The 18,423-nt window shown below is 74.1% G+C and carries 15 protein-coding genes; 11 read left to right on the top strand and 4 right to left on the bottom strand.

Going from position 1 to position 18,423, the window contains the following annotated elements; genetic code table 11:
• Window positions 1-316: 316 nt before the first annotated feature.
• The 5 genes from AB0K65_RS11810 (at window position 317) to AB0K65_RS11790 (ending at window position 3,810) form a co-directional block, all read left to right on the top strand.
• Complete coding sequence (locus tag AB0K65_RS11810) at window positions 317-1,489, top strand: glutamate--cysteine ligase (protein WP_365715642.1); 1,173 nt, start codon at window positions 317-319, stop codon at window positions 1,487-1,489.
• Window positions 1,490-1,637: 148 nt separating this feature from the next.
• Complete coding sequence (locus AB0K65_RS11805; RefSeq protein ID WP_365715641.1) at window positions 1,638-1,898, top strand: hypothetical protein; 261 nt, start codon at window positions 1,638-1,640, stop codon at window positions 1,896-1,898.
• A complete protein-coding gene (locus AB0K65_RS11800; protein ID WP_365715640.1) occupies window positions 1,895-2,518 on the top strand; it encodes a class F sortase in 624 nt (207 codons plus the stop codon). Before AB0K65_RS11805 ends, AB0K65_RS11800 begins: the two co-directional genes overlap by 4 nt.
• A 140-nt stretch (window positions 2,519-2,658) precedes the next feature.
• The gene (locus tag AB0K65_RS11795; RefSeq protein WP_365715639.1) at window positions 2,659-2,988 is read left to right on the top strand and encodes a hypothetical protein; all 330 of its coding nucleotides are present in this window, start codon (window positions 2,659-2,661) and stop codon (window positions 2,986-2,988) included.
• 84 nt (window positions 2,989-3,072) lie between these two features.
• Window positions 3,073-3,810 (top strand): SUMF1/EgtB/PvdO family nonheme iron enzyme, encoded by a 738-nt coding sequence (locus tag AB0K65_RS11790; protein ID WP_365715786.1) that lies wholly within the window; start codon window positions 3,073-3,075, stop codon window positions 3,808-3,810.
• Here the strand turns inward: AB0K65_RS11790 and AB0K65_RS11785 are convergent.
• Window positions 3,770-4,975, bottom strand: coding sequence for an aromatic acid exporter family protein (locus tag AB0K65_RS11785; protein WP_365715638.1), 1,206 nt, complete (start codon window positions 4,973-4,975; stop codon window positions 3,770-3,772). The two genes, AB0K65_RS11790 and AB0K65_RS11785, sit on opposite strands and share 41 nt — an antisense overlap.
• A 198-nt stretch (window positions 4,976-5,173) precedes the next feature.
• Here AB0K65_RS11785 and AB0K65_RS11780 point away from each other — a divergent pair, with 198 nt between their 5' ends.
• Entirely contained in the window at window positions 5,174-6,379 is a 1,206-nt protein-coding gene (locus AB0K65_RS11780) for an amidohydrolase (protein ID WP_365715637.1), read from the top strand.
• 30 nt (window positions 6,380-6,409) lie between these two features.
• On the opposite strand, the gene AB0K65_RS11775 is transcribed toward AB0K65_RS11780, so the two are convergent.
• Window positions 6,410-7,876 (bottom strand): ornithine decarboxylase, encoded by a 1,467-nt coding sequence (locus tag AB0K65_RS11775; RefSeq protein WP_365715636.1) that lies wholly within the window; start codon window positions 7,874-7,876, stop codon window positions 6,410-6,412.
• A gap of 367 nt (window positions 7,877-8,243) precedes the next feature.
• Between AB0K65_RS11775 and AB0K65_RS11770 the strand changes: the two genes are divergently transcribed.
• The 3 genes from AB0K65_RS11770 to AB0K65_RS11760 all read left to right on the top strand — a co-directional run bounded on the left by AB0K65_RS11770 (window position 8,244) and on the right by AB0K65_RS11760 (window position 13,487).
• Window positions 8,244-10,028 (top strand): N-acetylglutaminylglutamine amidotransferase, encoded by a 1,785-nt coding sequence (locus AB0K65_RS11770; RefSeq protein ID WP_365715635.1) that lies wholly within the window; start codon window positions 8,244-8,246, stop codon window positions 10,026-10,028.
• Entirely contained in the window at window positions 10,001-12,271 is a 2,271-nt protein-coding gene (locus tag AB0K65_RS11765; protein WP_365715634.1) for a prolyl oligopeptidase family serine peptidase, read from the top strand. The genes AB0K65_RS11770 and AB0K65_RS11765 overlap by 28 nt, the downstream gene beginning before the upstream one ends.
• A 121-nt stretch (window positions 12,272-12,392) precedes the next feature.
• Window positions 12,393-13,487, top strand: coding sequence for a glutamate--cysteine ligase (locus AB0K65_RS11760; RefSeq protein WP_365715633.1), 1,095 nt, complete (start codon window positions 12,393-12,395; stop codon window positions 13,485-13,487).
• A gap of 176 nt (window positions 13,488-13,663) precedes the next feature.
• On the opposite strand, the gene AB0K65_RS11755 is transcribed toward AB0K65_RS11760, so the two are convergent.
• A complete protein-coding gene (locus AB0K65_RS11755) occupies window positions 13,664-15,094 on the bottom strand; it encodes a polysaccharide lyase 6 family protein (protein WP_365715632.1) in 1,431 nt (476 codons plus the stop codon).
• Between the two features lie 353 nt (window positions 15,095-15,447).
• Here AB0K65_RS11755 and AB0K65_RS11750 point away from each other — a divergent pair, with 353 nt between their 5' ends.
• Window positions 15,448-17,367 carry a glycosyl hydrolase family 8 gene (locus AB0K65_RS11750; protein WP_365715631.1) on the top strand — a complete coding sequence of 640 codons (1,920 nt, stop codon included), beginning with the start codon at window positions 15,448-15,450 and terminating at the stop codon, window positions 17,365-17,367.
• A gap of 116 nt (window positions 17,368-17,483) precedes the next feature.
• Here the strand turns inward: AB0K65_RS11750 and AB0K65_RS11745 are convergent, their stop codons facing one another.
• Window positions 17,484-17,987, bottom strand: coding sequence for a metallophosphoesterase (locus tag AB0K65_RS11745; RefSeq protein WP_365715630.1), 504 nt, complete (start codon window positions 17,985-17,987; stop codon window positions 17,484-17,486).
• Window positions 17,988-18,116: 129 nt separating this feature from the next.
• Between AB0K65_RS11745 and AB0K65_RS11740 the strand changes: the two genes are divergently transcribed.
• Entirely contained in the window at window positions 18,117-18,338 is a 222-nt protein-coding gene (locus tag AB0K65_RS11740; RefSeq protein WP_365715629.1) for a hypothetical protein, read from the top strand.
• Window positions 18,339-18,423: the final 85 nt, after the last annotated feature.

Raw genomic sequence — 18,423 nt, 5'->3', positions numbered from 1 at the left:
CATCCCGGCGCCGACGCGGGGCGCACACCGACGGCGACGCACCCGCCGGGGCGGGAAGACGGCTGTCCGAGGCTCCTCGCCGCCCCCGGCGGTGGCGTACGAGCTGCCGAGGTCCGTCGCGGCCGGCCGTGCGATCGTCGCCTGCCCAGCGCGGACGCGGGGGACGCGCCCGCCCGGGGCGGGCGGAGGTGTGATGCCTAAGACGGCCGCATCCGGGCACTCGCGGGTCGTAGAACCGGCCTCCTGACCCGCAGCCCGTCGATGGCGGGAGCGGGTGAGGCCGGTCGAACCGTCCCCGGATCCCTGGAGAGTGGTCGTGACCGTTCGGGTAGGGGTTGAGGAAGAGTTCCACGTGATCGACCGGGAGCGCGGATCTCTCGTGGCGTGCGCCGATGTGCTGCTGGACGAGCTGCCCGGCGGGACGTTCACGCGTGAGATGGCGCGCTCGATCATCGAGACCAACAGCGAGGTCCACGCCTCCCTCGGGGGACTGCACGACGACCTTCTCCGCACCCGGCGTCGCCTGGACGAGGCTGCCGCGCGCCACGGCCTCGCCGTCCTCGGCGCCGGCACCGCCCCGCTGGGGCAGGTCGAGGCGGTGGACGTCACCCCGGAGCCGCGCTACCGGAACATGGCGGACGCCTATCGCCGCGTCGCGGACGAGCAGCTGATATGCGGCGCCCAGGTGCACGTGGACGTCCCCGACCGCGACACCGCGGTACGCGTCCTGTGCGCGCTGGGGCCGTGGCTGCCGCCGCTGCTCGCGCTGTCGGCGAGTTCACCGTTCTGGCTCGGCTCCGACACCGGTTACGCCAGCTGGCGGACCATGCTGTGGCAGCGCTGGCCCACCGCGGGCCCGGCCGGCTGCTTCGACGGCGCCGCCGAGTACGACGAGGCGGTGGCGGACCTCATCCGGTCGGGCGTGATCAGCGACGCGGGGATGATCTACTACGACGTCCGGCCGTCCGCCCATCAGCAGACCCTGGAGCTGCGTATCTGCGACGCCTGCCCCCGCCCCGAGACGGTGGTGATGATCGCGGGGCTCTTCCGCGCCCTGGTGACCGACGCCTGCGCCCGGACGGCGCCTCCCGGCCGCCGGGAATGCGACGGCAGGCACGAGTGGCTGCGCGCGGCGACCTGGCGCGCGGCGCGGTCCGGGCTCGAGGGGGACCTCGTCGATCCGGAGACCCGCCGCCCGGCTCCCGCCCCGCGGGTCATGGAGACCCTCCTGCGCCGGCTGCGGCCCGCGCTGGAGGAGCACGGCGACTGGGAATTGGTGCGCGAGCTCGTCGCACGGGCGGTGGCGACCGGCAGTGCGGCACGGCGTCTGCGGGCGGCCGCCACGCAGGACGACCTGCTGGCCGCCGTCGACCTGCTCGCCGCTGAGACCCGCGGGGAGGAGCCCACCCGCGCCTCCGCTTCCGCGCGGGCCGCTCGCGTACTCCCGTCGGACGCGGTGCGACCCATACGAGTGAAAAGTACCGAATAGCGCCCTCGGTCGGCGTGTCGCCGGGGACTGATGTCCTCGCGAGGTGCTATTCGGGCCGACGCGGGGCGATCCCCGGCACCCGGCCCGGAGCCGCACCTCCTCGTGATCGTCCTCCGGTGGCGGGCCGGCGGACACGGAGGGAGTGGTTGTGAGGCGTATGCGGCCGGCGCGCGTCGCCGGGCTGGTGGTCGGGACGGCCGCGCTGTCGGCTCCCCTGCCGGCGATCGGCTCGGCCCGGGCCGGCGGTGCCGGTCGTCCGGCCGCCTCCGGCGCCGGCGTCCTAGCCGGCTCCTGGTCCGACGCCCCGTCCCCGGCCGGAGCCGCGGGCCTGGCCGGCGGTGGCCAGCTCGCCGGCTTCGGCGTCGCCCGGCTCGTCCGGGGGCGCCGACGGGGCACGCCGCACCCTTGAACAGCCGCGCGACCACGATGGTGGCGCTCGGCCTGGCGGGAGTGACCGCCGGCGTGTACGCGCTCGCGCGGCCGGCCGGTCCGGCCGACGGCGGAGCGCTCCCCCCGGCGGCCGTGGGGCCGCCGTCCGCCGCCGTCGGAGCACCCGCGCCGTCGCCGCCTTCGGAGATACGCGGCGCGCGAGGGCTGCGCGCGGTAGTGGTGCCGGTGGCGGCCGGCCGGGACGGAGCACTGGCCCTGCCCGAGGACGCCCGTACCGGTGGTTGGTGGGCGCTCGGGGCCATGGCGGGCGCCGCCGAGGGCACGACCCTCATCGCCGGCCATGTGGACACCCGGGGCTCCGGTCCCGGGGCCTTCGCCGCCCTGCACGGCCTCGCCCCCGGGGCCAGGGTGGAGCTCGTCGCCGCGAACGGCCTGACGTATCCGTACGTCATCGCCGCCCGGCGCCTCTACGACCGACAGGCCCTTCCGGCGGAGCTGTTCGGCCGGAGCGGCGCGCACCGACTGGCGCTGGTCACCTGCGCCGGGAACTACGACCCCGACAAGCGGGCGTACGACGCCAACCTGGTCCTGTACGCCACGCCGCTCGGCGGGCCCCTTCGGCCGCGGGGCGAATCCTGACGATCGCCGCCGCCTTCTCGATGTGCGTCGTGCGCGCCGCTCTGCCCGGTCGGACGCCCTGGCGTCACACTGGACACGGCACGCGGGCGCCGAGCTGCGCGGCGGCGCCCCCTGTGCACCCCGAGGAAGGGCGGTGGACGATGCTCGTCACCCACATGATCGACAACGGCACCCTGCGCGTGACCGTCCAGCAGGACCTGAACGTCACCAATCGCGCCGCGGCCGCGCTCCAGGTCGAGGCGCTCGTCTCCGCCCACCGTCCCGACCTGGTGGTCTTCGAGCTGCCGACGGACTCCCCTTCCCCGGCGACGCTCAGCGCCGTCGCCCGCACCCGCCGGATGTGCCAGAGCGTCGGCATCCCCTTCACCCTGACCGGGCCGGTCACCTCCGACCGGCGGATGCCGGACGCCGCCGCGTCCGGCGAGGCGAGACCACGGCTGCTGGAGTTCGGCGCGCGACGCGACCACTGAGTCGAGGGCGCGAGGCCGGACGGACCGGGCGGGAGGAGGGCAGGGGGCCGCGCGGGGCGGGGGCGATAAGGTCGCTTCATGGACATGATCACGGTCCCCGGCGGCCGGGTCACCCTGTCGGACCGGCGCACCCGACGTCGCTGGACGGTCGACGTCGCGTCCTTCCGCCTGGCGCCGGTCCCGGTCACCCGGGCGCTGTACACGGACGTCACCGGCGCACGGCCGGGCGAGGCCGACGGGGACCGGCTGCCCGTCGACAGCGTCTCCTGGTGGGACGCCGTCCGCTTCTGCAACACCCTGTCCCGGCGTGAGGGGCTCACTCCCGCCTACCGCTTCGGCACCGGTGCGCAGGCGGGCGGGGAGGCTCCGACCGGAGCGGGGCCGGCGGCCGACGACGGCGGCCACGTCGCATGGGACACCGCGGCCGACGGGTACCGGCTGCCGACCGAGGCGGAGTGGGAGCACGCCTGCCGGGCCGGCACGACCGGGCCGCACTACGGGCCCCTCGACGACATCGCCTGGTACCGCGACAACGCCCGGGAGCGCGTGCGGGAGGTGGGCGGCAAACGGCCCAACGCGTGGGGCCTGTACGACATGCTCGGCAATGTCTGGGACTGGTGCTGGGACGTCTACGACCCCGAGGTCTACGGCGGCTACCGGGTGCTGCGGGGCGGCGGCTGGTTCGACGAGCACTGGAGCTGCCGCGCCTCGGCGCGGCGCCGCAGCCATCCGGCCTTCCGGGTCGACGACGTGGGCTTCCGTCTCGCCCGGACGGCCCCGCTCACCGGTGACCCCGGTCGGCACCGTTCGACAGGTGCCTGATCTCCTCGATGACGCGGGCCGCCTCCACGAGGGCCGTGCCGTGCACGGGCCACTCCCCCGGGTGGTCGAGATGCCCGGCGCGTGCCATGGCCCTCGTCTCCTCGTGCCGGCGCTCGGCGTCCTCGACGTGGCGGCGGAGCCGGTCGGGGTCGTCCGGCCCGTGGGGCGGGTCGAGACACTCGAGCGCCGCGACGGTGGCGTGCAGCAGCCCGGCGTAGGAGGCGCGGAAGTCCGCGGACACGGACGCTCCGGACGTCCGCGAGGGGGCGGGCGAACCGGGCTCTCGGGACGGGTCCTGGGTCTGGGATTCGTACGCGAGGGCGCGGGCGATGGAGCGGACGTAGGTGCCGACGCGCTCGACCACGCTGATCGTCTCGTGGCAGCGCAGCAGCGCGGCCTCGGCGCTGCTCCAGGGCCGGCGCGGGTTGAGCCGGGTGTTCTCCCGTTCCCTGTCGAGCGCGCCGCGCGCGTGCGCCGCTCGTCCGGCCAGTTCCTCGCAGCGGTGCGCCCAGTCCCTTCCCCCGTCCTCGTCCGAAGCCTCCCCCGTGACGGTCCGGGCAAGGTCGCGGAGCAGCGTCCGGGTATGGGCGGCCAGGTCGGAGACGCGTCGCCGCGCCGTGTCCGTGTGCGGGGAGGGGGCGATCGCGAACTGGGCGGCGAGGCCGCAGCACACGCCGATGACCGCCGAGGACACCAGATGGCCGATGTAGTCGATCCGCCCCCCGCCTCCGGCGAAGGCGAAGAGGGCCACGACCGGGACCTGGGCTGCCTGGCCGCCGAGCAGGTCGAGCCGGGACACCAGGAGGGCGATGAAGACCAGGACGCCGAGGGTCCAGGCGTGCACGCCGACGGTGCTGCCGAATCCGGCCGCCACCGCCGTCCCGATCGCCATGGCTCCCAGGTACTGCGCCGAGTCCCACAGCGAGCGGTAGACCGTGGACTGCAGGGCCAGCAGCGCCGTGAACGGGGCGAAGGCGGTGACACCCGCGGGCAGCAGCCAGGAGGCCAGGCACCAGGCGACCGTCGCGGCGGCTGTTCCCTTGGCCAGCAGCAGGGCACCGTCGCGTGCCTCGCCCGGCCCTCGGACGGCGTCCTTCACGAACGCGCACGCCGAGCGTCGGCGGCGCCCCCACCAGGTGGCGGCCTGGGACGTCCTGTCGGACACGGATCTCCCGTCCTTCGTCGCTTCCGTGTTCGCCGCGTACCCCTCACGCGGACATGTACGTGTCCGTCCTCCGGCCGGGGGTGGCGGGGGCGGGGGCGGCGTGTTCCGGTGGGAGGGGCCGGCCGCCGCGGGCATCGCGCGCCGCGTCCGTGGAACACGAGGGGGATGGAAGCACCCGCCCACGTCGGAGGAGGCCCCGTGTCGCAGACCCCGGAATCCGTGTACGCCCGCGTCAGGGAGGAGGTGGCCGCCCGGGCGGACCGCCTCTGGGACGTGAGCCTGGCGCTGCACCGCGACCCCGAGACGGCCTACGAGGAGCGGCGGGCCTCCCGTCTGCTCGCGGACGAGCTCGAACGGGAGGGCTTCCGCGTGGAGCGCGGGGTGGCCGGCCTGCCCACCGCCTTCGTCGCGCGTACGGGCACGGCGGCCACGCCGGGCGACGGTCCCTGTGCGGCCCTGCTGATGGAGTACGACGCGCTGCCCCTGCTCGGCCACGCGTGCGGGCACAACCTGATCGCGTCGGCCGGGCTCGGCGCGTCCCTCGCCGTGCGGGCGGCGCTCGGGGAGGTGGGGGGAACGCTGCTGGCCGTCGGGGCTCCGGCGGAGGAACGCGGGGGCGGCAAGGTGGCCGAGGTGGAGGCGGGCCTGTTCGAAGGGGTGGACGCGGCGCTGATGTTCCACCCGGGCGTCTACGACTGGTCGTGGGCGCCGCTGACGGCCAGCGCGCAGGTCCGGGTGGGATACCACGGCCGGGCCGCGCACCCGACCGGCAGCCCCACGGAGGGGATCGACGCGCTGGGGGCCCTGATCCAGCTGTTCAACGCGCTGGGCGTCCTGCACAAGCGGCTGGCCCCCGGCTCGCACATCCAGGGCATCGTGACCGACGGGGGGCGGGCCACGAACATCGTCCCCGAGTACGCGGAGGGGATGTTCGGCCTGCGCGGGTCGACCACGTCCGCGCTGGAGGAGCTGGTGGAGGAGTTGCGCAGCTGCGCGCAGGGCGTGGCGCTGGCCACCCGTACGACGGTGGAGGTGACCGGCGTGGGCGGGCGCTACGAGCACTTCCGGGACAACGACGTGCTGTCCGGCCTCTTCGCCCGGCACATGGACCGCGCGGGGATCCGGCTGTCGGAGCCGGTGCCGGGCGTGTACCTCGGTTCGTCGGACATCGGCAACGTCAGTACGCGGGTGCCCGCGATCCACCCGTTCGTCGCCATCATGGGTTCGGAGGGCGCCGACCACACGCCCCCGTTCGCGGAGGCGGCCGCCGGGCCCCGGGCCCGGGAGGTGATGCTGGCGGCGGCGGAGGCGCTCGCCTGCACGGCGGTGGACGTCCTGCTGCGCCCGGACGTGACGGAGCGGGCCTGGACCCGCCTCCGTGAGAAGGCCGCCGTGGGCCTGTGACGGCGTTCCCGCCGCCGGCGGCGCCGGGCGTCAGTCCTCGACGGTCACGCGGATGGTCTTCACCTCGGTGTCGGCGGCGTCCGGCACGACCATGCCCGCCTCGACGCCGCTGCGCAGATAGCTGAGGACCTCGGCGTTGAGCCTCTCACCCGGCACCGCGGCCGGGATGCCCGGCGGGTAGGGCGTGAGCATCTCGGCGGTGACCCGGCCGGCCGCCTTCTCCCACGGCACCTGCTCGACGCGCCCGAAGAAGGCGTCGCGCGGGAGCATGACCTGCTCCAGGCGCAGGTCGGCCGGGTCGGGGACCTCCACCCGCGCCGCGGGCCGCAGCTCGTCGGCGTGGGCGGCCGCGTCGCGCAGGGCGGCGACCAGGGCGCGGGCGCTGCGGGTGTCGTCGGCGTGGGTGAGCTGGGCGCTGGTGCGGCGGTGGTCGGACAGGTGCAGGTTGATGCGATGGTGGGCGCGGATCCAGTCGGCGACGCGGTAGCCGGTGGTGTCGAGGCCGGTGATGTCGACGATGACCTGCAGGGGGTCGAGGTCGGCCGCGCGGCCGGGGCCGCAGAAGTCGTCCCGGCCGTGGACGTGCATGCCGTCGATCTCGGCGATCTGCGCCCGTACCGTCTTGGCCAGGGTGAGGGCGTCGTCGTACAGGGCGTGGCCGTGCTGGACCATCTGGCGGCGCCAGCCGTCGAGGGCCGCGTAGACGAGCACGGAGGGGCTGGTGGTGCCGAGCAGGTCCTCGCGGTTCTTGAGTACCTCCGGTGCGATCAGGTCGCCCTGGAGGTGGAAGACGGACCCCTGTTCCAGGCCGGAGCCCATCTTGTGGACCGAGGTCACACACACGTCCGCACCGGCGTCCATGGCCCAGGTCGGCAGGTCCGGGTGGAACGGCAGGTGGGCTCCCCACGCCTCGTCGACGATGAGGGGCACGCCGTGGTCATGGCACGTCTCGGCGATGGCGCGCAGGTCGGAGCAGGTGCCGTACGGCGTCGGCGTGGTCACCAGGGCGCCCCGGGCATCGGGGTGATCGGCGAAGGCGGCGCGGAAGGCGTCGGCGGACGGCGGATGGGCGAGGTGCCGTTCGGGGTCCCACTGGGGGTCCACCCAGATCGGCACGATCCCGGCGAGGACGAGGCCGGAGACGACGGATTTGTGCGCGTCCCGGCCCACGAGCAGCTTCTCGTGCGGCCCGGCGACGGACAGCATGGCCGCCTTGACCGACAGGGAGCTGCCGCAGGTCGAGAAGAAGGTGTGGTCCGCGCCGACGGCGTCGGCCATCAGCTCCTGGGCCCTGGTGATCACCCCGTGGGACGAGGTCCGGTCGTCGAGGCCGCTGGTGGCGAGCACGTCGGAGTGGAAGACGTCGTCGCCGAGGATCGCGCGGACCCGGGGGTCCGCGCCCCGCCCCTGCTTGTGCCCGGGCGGTGTGAAGGGGGTCTGGTTCTCTGTGTGGTACGCGGCCAGCGCGTCGAGCACGGGTGCCTGTGAGTGGTCCATGGCACTGCGGGTTCCCTGCGGAACAGGGCAAAAACAACCTCGGATGATCATGGTGGAGGCCGCGGACTCCGCCGGGCCGGCCCGGGGACCGGCCGGGGGACCGGCCCGGCCCCGGGGCCGGCCGGACGCCATGTGCCGGGCCGTCGGCCGGGCCCGCGCGCCGGTGGCGCGCTCGTGAGGCATGCCCCACGATCAACGGGGAACCCGCGAAGCGGAGCGGGTCGCCGTGAGCCGAGGAACAGGACGGCGCACGGGCGTCCGCTCCCCGTCTTCAAGGAGTGGTCGTGATTGATACGCGTGGGGTCGAGGAGGACAGCGAGATTCCCGGTGTGCCGGGGGTGGGTGTGGCACGGCTGGCAGGTGCGACATGTGCGGTTTGAGCGGTGAGATACGTTTCGACGACCGGCGGCCCGACGTGGCCGCTGTGGAGCGCATGACCGACCGCCTGGCCCCCCGCGGGCCCGACGGCCGGGGCATCTGGGCCCAGGGGCCCGTGGCACTGGGACACCGCCGGCTGAAGATCATCGACCTGTCCGAGCGCGGTGCGCAGCCGATGTCCGACACCGAGGCCCAGCTGACGGGCGTCTTCAACGGATGTGTCTACAACTACCGGGAGCTGCGGCGCGAGCTGCAGTCCCTCGGACACCGGTTCGTCTCCACCTCGGACACCGAGGTCATCCTCAAGGCCTATCGCCAGTGGGGCACGGACTGCGTCGACCGCTTCGTCGGCATGTTCGTCTTCGTCATCGTCGAGAACGACAGCGGCCGCGTGGTCCTGGCCCGTGACCGGCTCGGCATCAAGCCGCTGTACCTGGCGCACGGTCCCGGCCGGCTCCGGTTCGCCTCGACGCTTCCGGCGCTGCTCGCGGGCGGCGGCGTCGACACCTCGCTCGACCCCGTCGCGCTGCACCAGTACCTGAGCTGGCACGCCACGGTGGCCGCGCCGCGGACCGTGCTCAACGGCGTGCGCAAGCTGCCGCCCGCCACGGTCCGCGTGGTGGAGCCGGACGGCTCCTACCGCGACCGGTGCTACTGGCAGCCGTCGTACACCCGCCGCCCGGAGGACGCCGGCATGGACGCGGCCGACTGGCGCGACGCCGTCCTGGACGCGCTGCGGACCGCCGTGCGCCGCCGCATGGTCGCCGACGTGCCGGTCGGCGTGCTGCTGTCCGGCGGGCTCGACTCGTCGCTGATCGTGGCCCTGCTGGCCGAGGAGGGGCAGCGGGACCTGGCGACGTTCAGCGTCGGCTTCGAGGCGGAGGGCGGCGAGGAGGGCGACGAGTTCGCGTACTCCGACCTGATCGCGCGCCGCTACGACACCGAGCACCACCAGCTGATGGTTCCCTCGGACCGGGTGTCGACCGCCCTCGACGGGGCGGTCCTGGCCATGAGCGAGCCGATGATCAGCCATGACGTGGTCGCGTTCCACCTGCTGTCGGAGCTCGTCTCCAAGGAGGTGAGCGTCGTCCAGAGCGGCCAGGGCGCCGACGAGGTGTTCGCCGGGTACCGCTGGTATCCGCAGATGGCCGCCGTGGAGCGCGAGCGGGAGCCGGAGACGTACGCGGAGGTGTACTTCGACCGGCCGCACGCCGACTTCGCCCGGATCCTCCAGCCGGACCTCCTGACCGGGCACGACGAGTCCGGCCGGTTCGTGCGCGAGCACATGGCCGCGCCGGGCGCCGAGACCGCGCTGGACGCGGCGCTGCGGCTCGACACGCACGTCATGCTGGTCGACGACCCGGTCAAGCGCGTGGACAACATGACCATGGACTGGGGCCTGGAGGCCCGGACGCCGTTCCTGGACCACGAGCTGGTCGAGCTGGCCGCCGCCTGCCCTCCGGAGCTGAAGCTGGCGCAGGGCGGCAAGGGCGTCGTCAAGGACGCCGGCCGCGCGCTGCTGCCCCGTGAGATCGTCGACCGGCCCAAGGGCTACTTCCCGGTGCCGGCGATCCGCCACATGGCGGGGCCTGTCCTCGAACGGGTGCGCCAGGCCCTGTCCGCGCCCGAGGCCCGGGCCCGGGGCGTCTTCCGCGACGAGTACGTCGCCGAGCTGCTCTCGGCCCCCGACCACCACCGGACCAAGCGAGGGGCGAACGCCCTGTGGCACGTAGCGTTGCTGGAGATATGGCTGCAGACGCACGGGATCAACTGAGCGGAGTCACGTCGGCGGCACCGGTGCCGGTGCCGCTGGCCGATGCGGCGGGCCTGCGTGACACGCCCCAGCCGTTGATCTCGCACGGTTGCTGGTACCCGTCCGCGGACCCGACGGGCGAGCAGGTGGCGTTCATCTGCGACCGGACGGGCGTTCCGCAGTTGTGGACGGGGCCGGTGGGCGGCACGGAGATCCACCTGCTCGACGCGGACCCGGACCCGGTCACCGAAGTGGCCTGGTCCCCGGACGGGCGGTGGATCGCCTACACGGTCGCCCCCGGGGGCGGTGAGCTCACCCGGGTCCTGTGCGTACGCCCGGACGGCACCGGCCGCCGGATCGTGGCGGGCGCGGACGCCGGCAGTTCGGCCTATCTCGGCTGCTGGACGCGCGACGGATCCGCCGTGGCGGTCACGGTCGCCGAGCCCCCACCGCCTGTGCCGGGCCACTCCGCCGTCCGGCAGGACCCGGCCGTCGCTCCGGACCACGAGGCGGTGTTCGCGGACCTCCCCGCCGGCTGGGCGGAACGCGACGGCCCGGCCACCCTGCTCGGCGGCGCCCGCCGGGGCGATGTCGGCCCCTCCGTCTCCGGTGTGCCCCCGGCCGGGCCGGACGGGAGGGGAAGCGGGCTGTTCCCGAGGGACGGGTTCGTCCTCCCCGTGGGCGCACCGGACGGGGCGGCGGCGCGGTGGAGCCCGGACGGCGACGGTCCGGCCGGTGAGACGACGGACGGTCCGGCCGGCCAGGGGGCGAGCGGCCTGGACGGCGCTCCCCGCGACCGGCTCACCGCCTACCTGGTCGATCCCGACGGACTCCGGTCGCCCGTGCTCGTCGCCGCCGAGTCGGGGGCGGCGACACTGCGCGTCTGCGACGTCAGCGAGGACGGGCGGTTCGCGCTGGTACGCAGGGGGCCTCGGGGCCGGCGCGAGGCGGTGGTGGTGCGCACCGCCGACCTCGGGACCGGATCCGTCCTGCGGGTCGGCGACGGTGACCCGTGGATCGGCCGTTTCTCGCCGGACGGCCGCACCCTGTGGCTGCGGAGCGATCACGAGCGGCAGTTCGCCGCCCTGCTCGCCGCGGGGCTCGGCGAGGACGGCGGCCGCCTCGGGCTGTCCGTGCTGGCCGAGCGGGAGGACTGCGACCTGGAGCTGCTCGCGTTCGCCGAGGACGGCCGCACGGCCGCGCTCGCCTGGAACGTGCGGGGCGCGACGGAGCTGCAGACCCTGCGCCTTCCCCCGGAAGGGGCCGTGCCCGGCGGAGCGGCCACCGGGACCACGCCGCCCCGGGACGTGCCGCTGCCGCACGAGGTGGTCACCCGGATCACCCGGGCGGGGCCCGGCGGAATCGTGCTGGCGCTGTCGGGTTCCCAGCGGCGCCCCGGGGTGTGGCGGGTGCCTCCGGGAGCGCTGTCGGCGCGCACGCCCTGGTCCTCGCGGGACGAGGACGCCGTGCCGCCGGGCAGGCCGCCGGTGCGACCGGTGCCCCTGCGTCCGGTGGCCCGCGACGGACTGCACCTGGGCGGCTGGTACTACCGCGCCCCGGGCCGCGACGCCGGCCGGCCGGCCCCGTGCGTGATCCATCTGCACGGCGGCCCCGAGGAGCAGGAACGGCCGGTGTTCGACCCGCTGTACCACGAGCTGCTGGGCCGGGGCCTGGACGTGTTCGCACCCGACGTCCGCGGTTCGTCCGGCTGGGGCCGGTCGTTCGTGGACGCCGACCTGGGCACGGGTCGGTTCGCCGCGATCGACGACGTCGCCGACTGCGCGGCGCACGTGGTGCTGACCGGCCGCGCCGACCCGACGCGGCTCGCGGTGATGGGCCGCTCGTACGGCGGGTACCTGACGCTGGCCTCCCTCGTATGGCATCCGCAGCTGTTCCGCACGGGCGTGGCGGTGTGCGGGATGTCGGACTTCGCGACGTTCTTCGAGGGCACCGAGCCGTGGATCGCCGAGTCGGCGGCGCACAAGTACGGCCATCCCGTGCGCGACCGGGACCTGCTGCGCGCGCTGTCCCCGATGAGCCGGGTCGACGAGCTGCGCGTACCGCTCCTCGCGGTGCACGGCGAGCACGACACCAATGTGCCGCCCGGCGAGTCCGAGCAGATGGTGCGGGCCGCCCGGGACAGGGGGCTGGCGGCCGAGCTGCTCACGCTGCTCGACGAGGGCCACGACTTCCGGCGGGCGGACAACCGGCGGCTCTTCCGCCGCACCGCCGCCGACTGGATGCAGCGCCATCTGGGCGCCTGAGCGGCGTCCTGGGTCCTCGGCGGGAGCCGGTCGCCCGCGGCTGCCTCCGTCCGGCGGCCACGCACGGACGGCGACCTGACCAGGACCGATTCCCTCCGCCGATACGGGGTACCGGAGGGACATGATCACCATTGGGGTCGAGGAAGAGTACCTGCTGCTCGATCCGGACACGTGCCTGCCGGTGCCGCTCGCGGACGAGGTGCGCGCGGCGGCCGGACTGCAGCCGATCGTCGAGGACGCCGAGGTGCAGTCGGAGCTGTTGCAGGCGCAGGTCGAGGTCGCCACGCCCGTCTGCGCGGACCTCGGCGAGGTCGGCGGCCACCTGCTGCGGCTGCGGCACGCGGTCGGCACGGCGGCGGAGAAGAACGGGTGCCGGCTCGCCGCCTGCGCGACGGCCCCCTACCGCGAGACCGCGCCCGTGCCGGTCACCCGCAAGGCCCGCTATCTGGCGATGTCCTCCCAGGCCCCGCAGCTGGTGGCCGAGCAGCTCGTCAACGGCATGCACGTCCACGCGGCCGTGCCCGACCGGGAGACGGGCGTCGCCGTCCTGAGCCGTATCCGGGTCTGGCTTCCCGTCCTGGTGGCGATGTCCGCGAACTCGCCCCTGTGGGACGGCAACGACACGGGGTTCGCGAGCTGGCGCACGGTGGTCTTCGGCCGCTGGCCGGTCAGCGGCCCTCCGCCCCTCTTCACCTCGCTCGAGGACCACGAGAGGCGCGTCCAGTCGCTGCTCGACACCGGCATCATCACCGACACCGGGCAGCTGTACTGGCAGGCCCGCCTGTCCGACCGGTACCCGACGGTCGAGGTGCGCTGCGCCGACGTGCAGCTGCGCGCCGACGCGGCCGTCATGTTCGCCGGACTCGTCCGCGCCCTGATCGCCACCGCCATCCGCGAGGAGAAGGCCGGGGCCCCGCTCCCCATGTGCTCGCCCGAGCTGCTGCAGGCGTCCAACTGGCACGCCGCCCGGCACGGGCTGAGCGGTCTGCTGGTCGACCCGGCCGGCCGGGCGCGCCGGGCGGGCGACGTCCTCGTCATGCTGCTCGACCACGTCACGCACGCCCTCGACGAGGCCGGGGACACCCGCGAGGTGACCTCGCTGGTGCACCGGCTGCTCCAGGAGGGCACCCCTGCGGACCGGCAGCTGCGCGCGCTGGCCGAGGGCGGCCCGGCGGCCCTCGCGGAACTGATCACCAGCGAGACGGTCGCCCCCTGACGCGCCGGGGGCCCGTCGGATTCGGGCCCCCGGACTCCTTCCCGGAAAGGCGCCGGCCGGCGCTCACCGACGACCCGCCGATGCCGCGTTCGGCTCCTCCCCGCCGGGGCCGACGCCGGCCAGGTGTACTCACGCCGCGTTCGGGCCCACGTCCCCCGGGGTGAACGGCCGGTTCCTCACACCGCGTTCGGGCCCACGTCCACCGGGGTCAGCGGGCGGCGCAGCGGCGCCGCCGTGGCGTACTCGTCCGCCCCCACGTCACGGGAGCCGCCCCGCTCGTGCCCGTCGGCGTCGTACGGAACGGCCGGGGTCACCAGCGTCGCCGCGCCGATCGCCGGGCTGCCGGCCGACAGCCGGAACACCCCGTCGGTCCCGCGCCGCAGGAGAGGGTCGACCCTCCGGTAGCCGCCGGACGGGATGGTGCCGGCCGATGCCGCGCCCCACAGGATGTTGCCCTGCCAGGTGAAGCCGGTCGTCGTCTCCATCTCCACCAGGCTTCCGGTGTCGCCGACCAGCAGGTTGTCGGCGACGACCACGCCCTGCGGCGCGTAGGTCCTGGTCTCGCCCGTGAGCGTGCGGGCGTTGCCCACCAGGGTGTTGTGCGCGATCACCGCACGGTCGCAGGCGTCGTTGCCCCGTCGCTCCTCCGCGGTCTCGCCGGCGTGGTGGTCGCGGGTGGTCCCGCTCCCGATCACCAGGGCCCGTCCCGTGAGACCGGCGAGATGGTTGTTGACGACCACGTGGTCGTTGCCGTAGAGACGCAGGCCCTCGGCGCCGTCGAGCAGGTGGTTGCCGTCCACCGTGGAGCGGTTGCCGTGGCGCAGCACGATCCCTCCCCGGCTGTCGCGGACCGTGTTGTACCGGATGGTGTTGTCCGACGACTTCACCGAGATGGCCTCGGGGTCGCCGTCGCACCGCTCGAACAGATTGGCCTCCACGAGCGCGTGGGCGCTGGACAGGGCCCGGGCGCTGACGCCGAGCCGGATCGGCTCGCCGCCGTTCTCACCGCCGAAGCTGTGGCGGGAGAAGTGGTTCTTGTAGACGTGGAGGCGCTGGGCCATGGCGGTCGAGCCGGGGCCGTCCACGACGAGGAAGATGCCCTCGGTGGTCTTGTCGTGGAAGTGGTTCCGGTCGATCTTGGCGTCGTCGCCGCGCACGACCACCCAGTCGAGCCCGGCGGTGTCGGCGAACCGGAAGTCGTTGCGGGTCAGCCGGATACGCGGGCAGCCCGCCGGTATCTCCAGGGTGGTGCTCTGCCGGAAGGCGAAGCCGCTGACCGTGATGTCGCTCGAGTCGGAGAAGACGAAGCTCCGGCCGCCCTGGAGCACGGCCCCGCCGCGCGACTGCGCGACGATGGTGATCGGCGCGCTGCTGGTGCCGTGCCTGCCGGAGACGTTGATGGCCTGGCCCGACGGGACGGTGTAGGTGCCGTCGGCGACGACGATCCGGTCGCCCGGTACCGCCCGGTCGATCGCCCTGCGCAGGTCGTCCAGGGTGGTCACCGTCGTGGTGGCCGCCGCGGCGCCGACCGCCGGCCGGGCGGTGAGGGGTACGGCGGAGATCGCCGCGCCGGACAGGGCCCCGGCGAGGAACGTGCGTCGTTGCATCAAGTCTCCTAGGAAGGACGGGCGTCGGCCGCGACGAGGGGTGCCGCACGCGGTGCGTGAATTCCCTCTCCGTGGCCTTGCGCGAACGTCGGGCCTCTCTCTACGCTCCCGAGCCAATGGTTAGGAAGATTTCCTAACCATTGAGTCGCCCCGGGGCCTACCCCTCGTCGCACCCGTCTACTCCTCAACCCTCGACACCGCGTCCGCGCCCCTCAAGCCCACCAGCACGCCGCCTGCGTCACCGGCCGACGCGATCGGACGCCCGCACCCGTCCGCCCCGCCCATCCTCACCGAGTTCCCGATCCACTGGAGATGTCATGACTCGAGATGTCCGGAAAGGAACGACCCTCGCCATGAGCCGAAGAGGCATATCCCTCCTCGTCGCGACGGGCCTCCTGGCCCTGCCGCTGGTCGGCGCCCCCCAGGCCGCCGCCGCCGACACCCTGGTGTCGGTCGGCAAGGCCACGGCGACCTCGTCGGTCGAAGGGGCCGGATTCGAAGCGGGTCTCGCCGTCGACGCGAACACCGCCACCCGGTGGGCGAGTGCCGAGGGCGTCGACCCGCAGTGGGTGCGGATCGACCTCGGCTCCAGCCACACGATCTCCCGGGTGAAGCTCGACTGGGAGGCCGCGTACGCCAGGACGTACAAGATCCAGACCTCACCCGACGGTTCGACCTGGACCGACGTGTACTCCACCAGCGCGGGCGACGGGGCGACCGACGACCTCGCCGTGGCCGGTACCGGACGGTACGTACGGATGTACGGAACGAGCCGAGGCACCCCGTACGGCTACTCCCTCTGGGAGTTCGGGGTCTACGGCTCGCCGGCGGGCGGCGCCGACACCGTCGCGCCGAGCGCTCCGGGCGGCCTCCGCACGACCGCCTCGTCCTCCACGAGCGTCTCCCTCGCCTGGAACGCGGCCACCGACAACGTCGCCGTCACCGGCTACGACGTCTACCGGGGCGGCGCCCTCGTCGGCTCCACCACCGGAACGTCCCACACCGACACCGGCCTCACCGCCTCGACGCCGTACGGCTACACCGTGAAGGCCCGCGACGCGGCCGGTAACCGGTCGGCCGCGAGCAGCACCCTCACCGTCACCACGCCCGCGACCGGCGCGGGCCCCGCCGTTCCCTTCGGCAGCCACCTCAGGCCGTACGTCTCCGGCATGCTGAAGCCGTCGGGCGGCCAGGCGGCCGTCGACCAGAAGGTCGTCGACTACTACAGGAGCTGGAAGTCGGCCTTCGTCCGCCAGAACTGCGGCAACGGCTGGTACCAGGTCATCTCCCCCGACGCCGACCACCCGTACGTCGCCGAGGCGCAGGGCTACGGCATGGTGATCGCCGCGACGATGGCCGGCGCCGACCCCGACGCGAAGAAGATCTTCGACGGTCTGGTCAAGTGGAAGATCGACCACCCCTCCGCCGTCAACCCGAACCTGCTGGCGGCCGAGCAGGACGTGAACTGCCGAAGCGTCAACGGCGGCGACGGGGCGACCGACGGCGACATGGACGTCGCGTACGGCCTGCTGCTCGCGGACAGGCAGTGGGGCAGCGCGGGGACGTACAACTACAAGGACCTCGCGATCAAGCACATCGCGGCGATCAAGAAGGACGAGGTCAACCCGACGACCCACCTGCTGAAGCTGGGCGACTGGAGCAGCTCCGGCGACCAGTACTTCTACATCACCCGCACCTCGGACTGGATGGTGGACCACTTCCGGGCCTTCCGCGCGGCGACCGGTGACGCGGCCTGGGACACCATCCGCACCGCGCACCAGACGCAGATCGCCTCCCTGCAGTCCATGTACGCCCCGAACACCGGTCTGCTGCCCGACTTCGTCGTCAACACCGACACCTCACCGAAGCCGGCACCCGGGCAGGTCCTGGAGGACCCGAACGACGGCGCGTACTGGTGGAACGCCTGCCGCACCCCGTGGCGGATCGCGGACGACGCGGTGACCAGCGGCGACGCCAAGTCCCTCGCGGCGGCGCGGAAGCTGAACAACTGGATCAAGACGAAGACCGGCGGCGACCCGAACAGGATCGCCATGGGCTACCGCCTCGACGGCACCCAGATCTCGGCGGGCAGCGAGGCCGCCTTCTTCGCCCCGTTCGCCGTCGCGGCGATGACCGACGCGGGCAGCCAGGCGTGGCTCGACGCCCTGTGGAACAAGATGCTGGCCACCCCCGTCGACACCGGCAGCTACTTCTCCGCGAGCATCCAGCTCCAGGTCATGATCACGGCGTCCGGCAACCACTGGGTCCCGTAAGGCGGGTTGCGAGAGTCCCGCCTGCCCGGCCCGCCCCCGCCCCGCCCTGCTCCTTCACCGTGCTCACCGGCCCGTCACGGGCCGGTGAGCACGTCCTCGTGGCGCAGGCGCGGGCGTCAGGATCTCGGGGGAAGCCGGTGCAGGGTGACGTCCCCCAACGCGCCGGCCGCGACGGTCAGCGTCATGTACGTGCAGAAGGGCTGGCGCCTGCGGTCCGTCGGGGAGCCGGGGTTCAGCAGACGCAGACCGCCGGGGGCCGTGGAGTCCCACGGGATGTGGCTGTGCCCGAAGACGAGGACGTCCAGGTCGGGGAAGGTCCGGGCACAGCGCTGTTCGCGCCCCGCGGCGGCTCCGGTCTCGTGGACGACACCGAACCGCAGTCCGCCCAGCTCGGCGCGGGCGACCTCGGGCAGCCGACGCCGCAGCGGCGGACCGTCGTTGTTGCCGTACACGCCGATGAGCCGCCGGGCCCGGGACTCCAGCAGGTCGAGGGTGGCCTCGTCGATCCAGTCCCCCGCGTGGACGACGGCGTCGGCCTCGTCGACCTCCGCCAACAAGGCGTCGGGCAGGCGCTTGGCGCGGGCCGGCAGATGCGTGTCGGACATGAGAAGCAGCCGCATGGTGCCACCGTAGGCCGGTCGGGTCGCCCCAGCTCGGCCGACGTGCGGAGCTGGGGCCCCTCCCGTGTGCCCTGCGCCGACCGGAGTAAGCCTGATGCGGGTGAGTCGGTACGGATCCACAGTGGACCCATGAGCAGCCACGCGCCCGTCGTCGTCCATCCACCGTCCCCGACCGGCGGCCGTCGCGTCCACGCGGACGGAAGGATCCTCGGGCTGGCGGAGAGCGTGGCCGACGTGGCGGACCTGCTCGCCTCCGTGGGGCTCGAGCTGGGACCGGACGAGGTCGTGGCCTCCCCCCTGATCGAGTGGCGGGGCGGCGGCCCCGCGGTCTGGGCCGAGTCCCCTCCGTGAGGGACCGGTCAGTCACGGGGCGCGGGCAGGGCTTCCGGGCCGCGGCCGGTCACGGACGAGGCTCCGGAAAGGCTTCCGGGCCGCG

This window comes from Streptomyces sp. NPDC053755 (assembly GCF_040677675.1).
Classification (GTDB): Bacteria; Actinomycetota; Actinomycetes; order Streptomycetales; family Streptomycetaceae; genus Streptomyces.
The sequence above is the reverse complement of the archived record's forward strand: the minus strand, read 5'-3'. Positions and strand labels throughout refer to the sequence as shown.

What these genes read in the sequence shown, in the direction of transcription:
- AB0K65_RS11795 (WP_365715639.1), top strand. Translation starts at nt 2,659, where the DNA reads ATGCTCGTCACCCACATGATCGACAACGGCACCCTGCGCGTGACCGTC.
- AB0K65_RS11775 (WP_365715636.1), bottom strand. Translation starts at nt 7,876, where the DNA reads ATGGACCACTCACAGGCACCCGTGCTCGACGCGCTGGCCGCGTACCAC.
- AB0K65_RS11750 (WP_365715631.1), top strand. Translation starts at nt 15,448, where the DNA reads ATGAGCCGAAGAGGCATATCCCTCCTCGTCGCGACGGGCCTCCTGGCC.
- AB0K65_RS11770 (WP_365715635.1), top strand. Translation starts at nt 8,244, where the DNA reads ATGTGCGGTTTGAGCGGTGAGATACGTTTCGACGACCGGCGGCCCGAC.
- AB0K65_RS11765 (WP_365715634.1), top strand. Translation starts at nt 10,001, where the DNA reads ATGGCTGCAGACGCACGGGATCAACTGAGCGGAGTCACGTCGGCGGCA.
- AB0K65_RS11755 (WP_365715632.1), bottom strand. Translation starts at nt 15,094, where the DNA reads ATGCAACGACGCACGTTCCTCGCCGGGGCCCTGTCCGGCGCGGCGATC.
- AB0K65_RS11745 (WP_365715630.1), bottom strand. Translation starts at nt 17,987, where the DNA reads ATGCGGCTGCTTCTCATGTCCGACACGCATCTGCCGGCCCGCGCCAAG.
- AB0K65_RS11740 (WP_365715629.1), top strand. Translation starts at nt 18,117, where the DNA reads ATGAGCAGCCACGCGCCCGTCGTCGTCCATCCACCGTCCCCGACCGGC.
- AB0K65_RS11790 (WP_365715786.1), top strand. Translation starts at nt 3,073, where the DNA reads ATGATCACGGTCCCCGGCGGCCGGGTCACCCTGTCGGACCGGCGCACC.
- AB0K65_RS11760 (WP_365715633.1), top strand. Translation starts at nt 12,393, where the DNA reads ATGATCACCATTGGGGTCGAGGAAGAGTACCTGCTGCTCGATCCGGAC.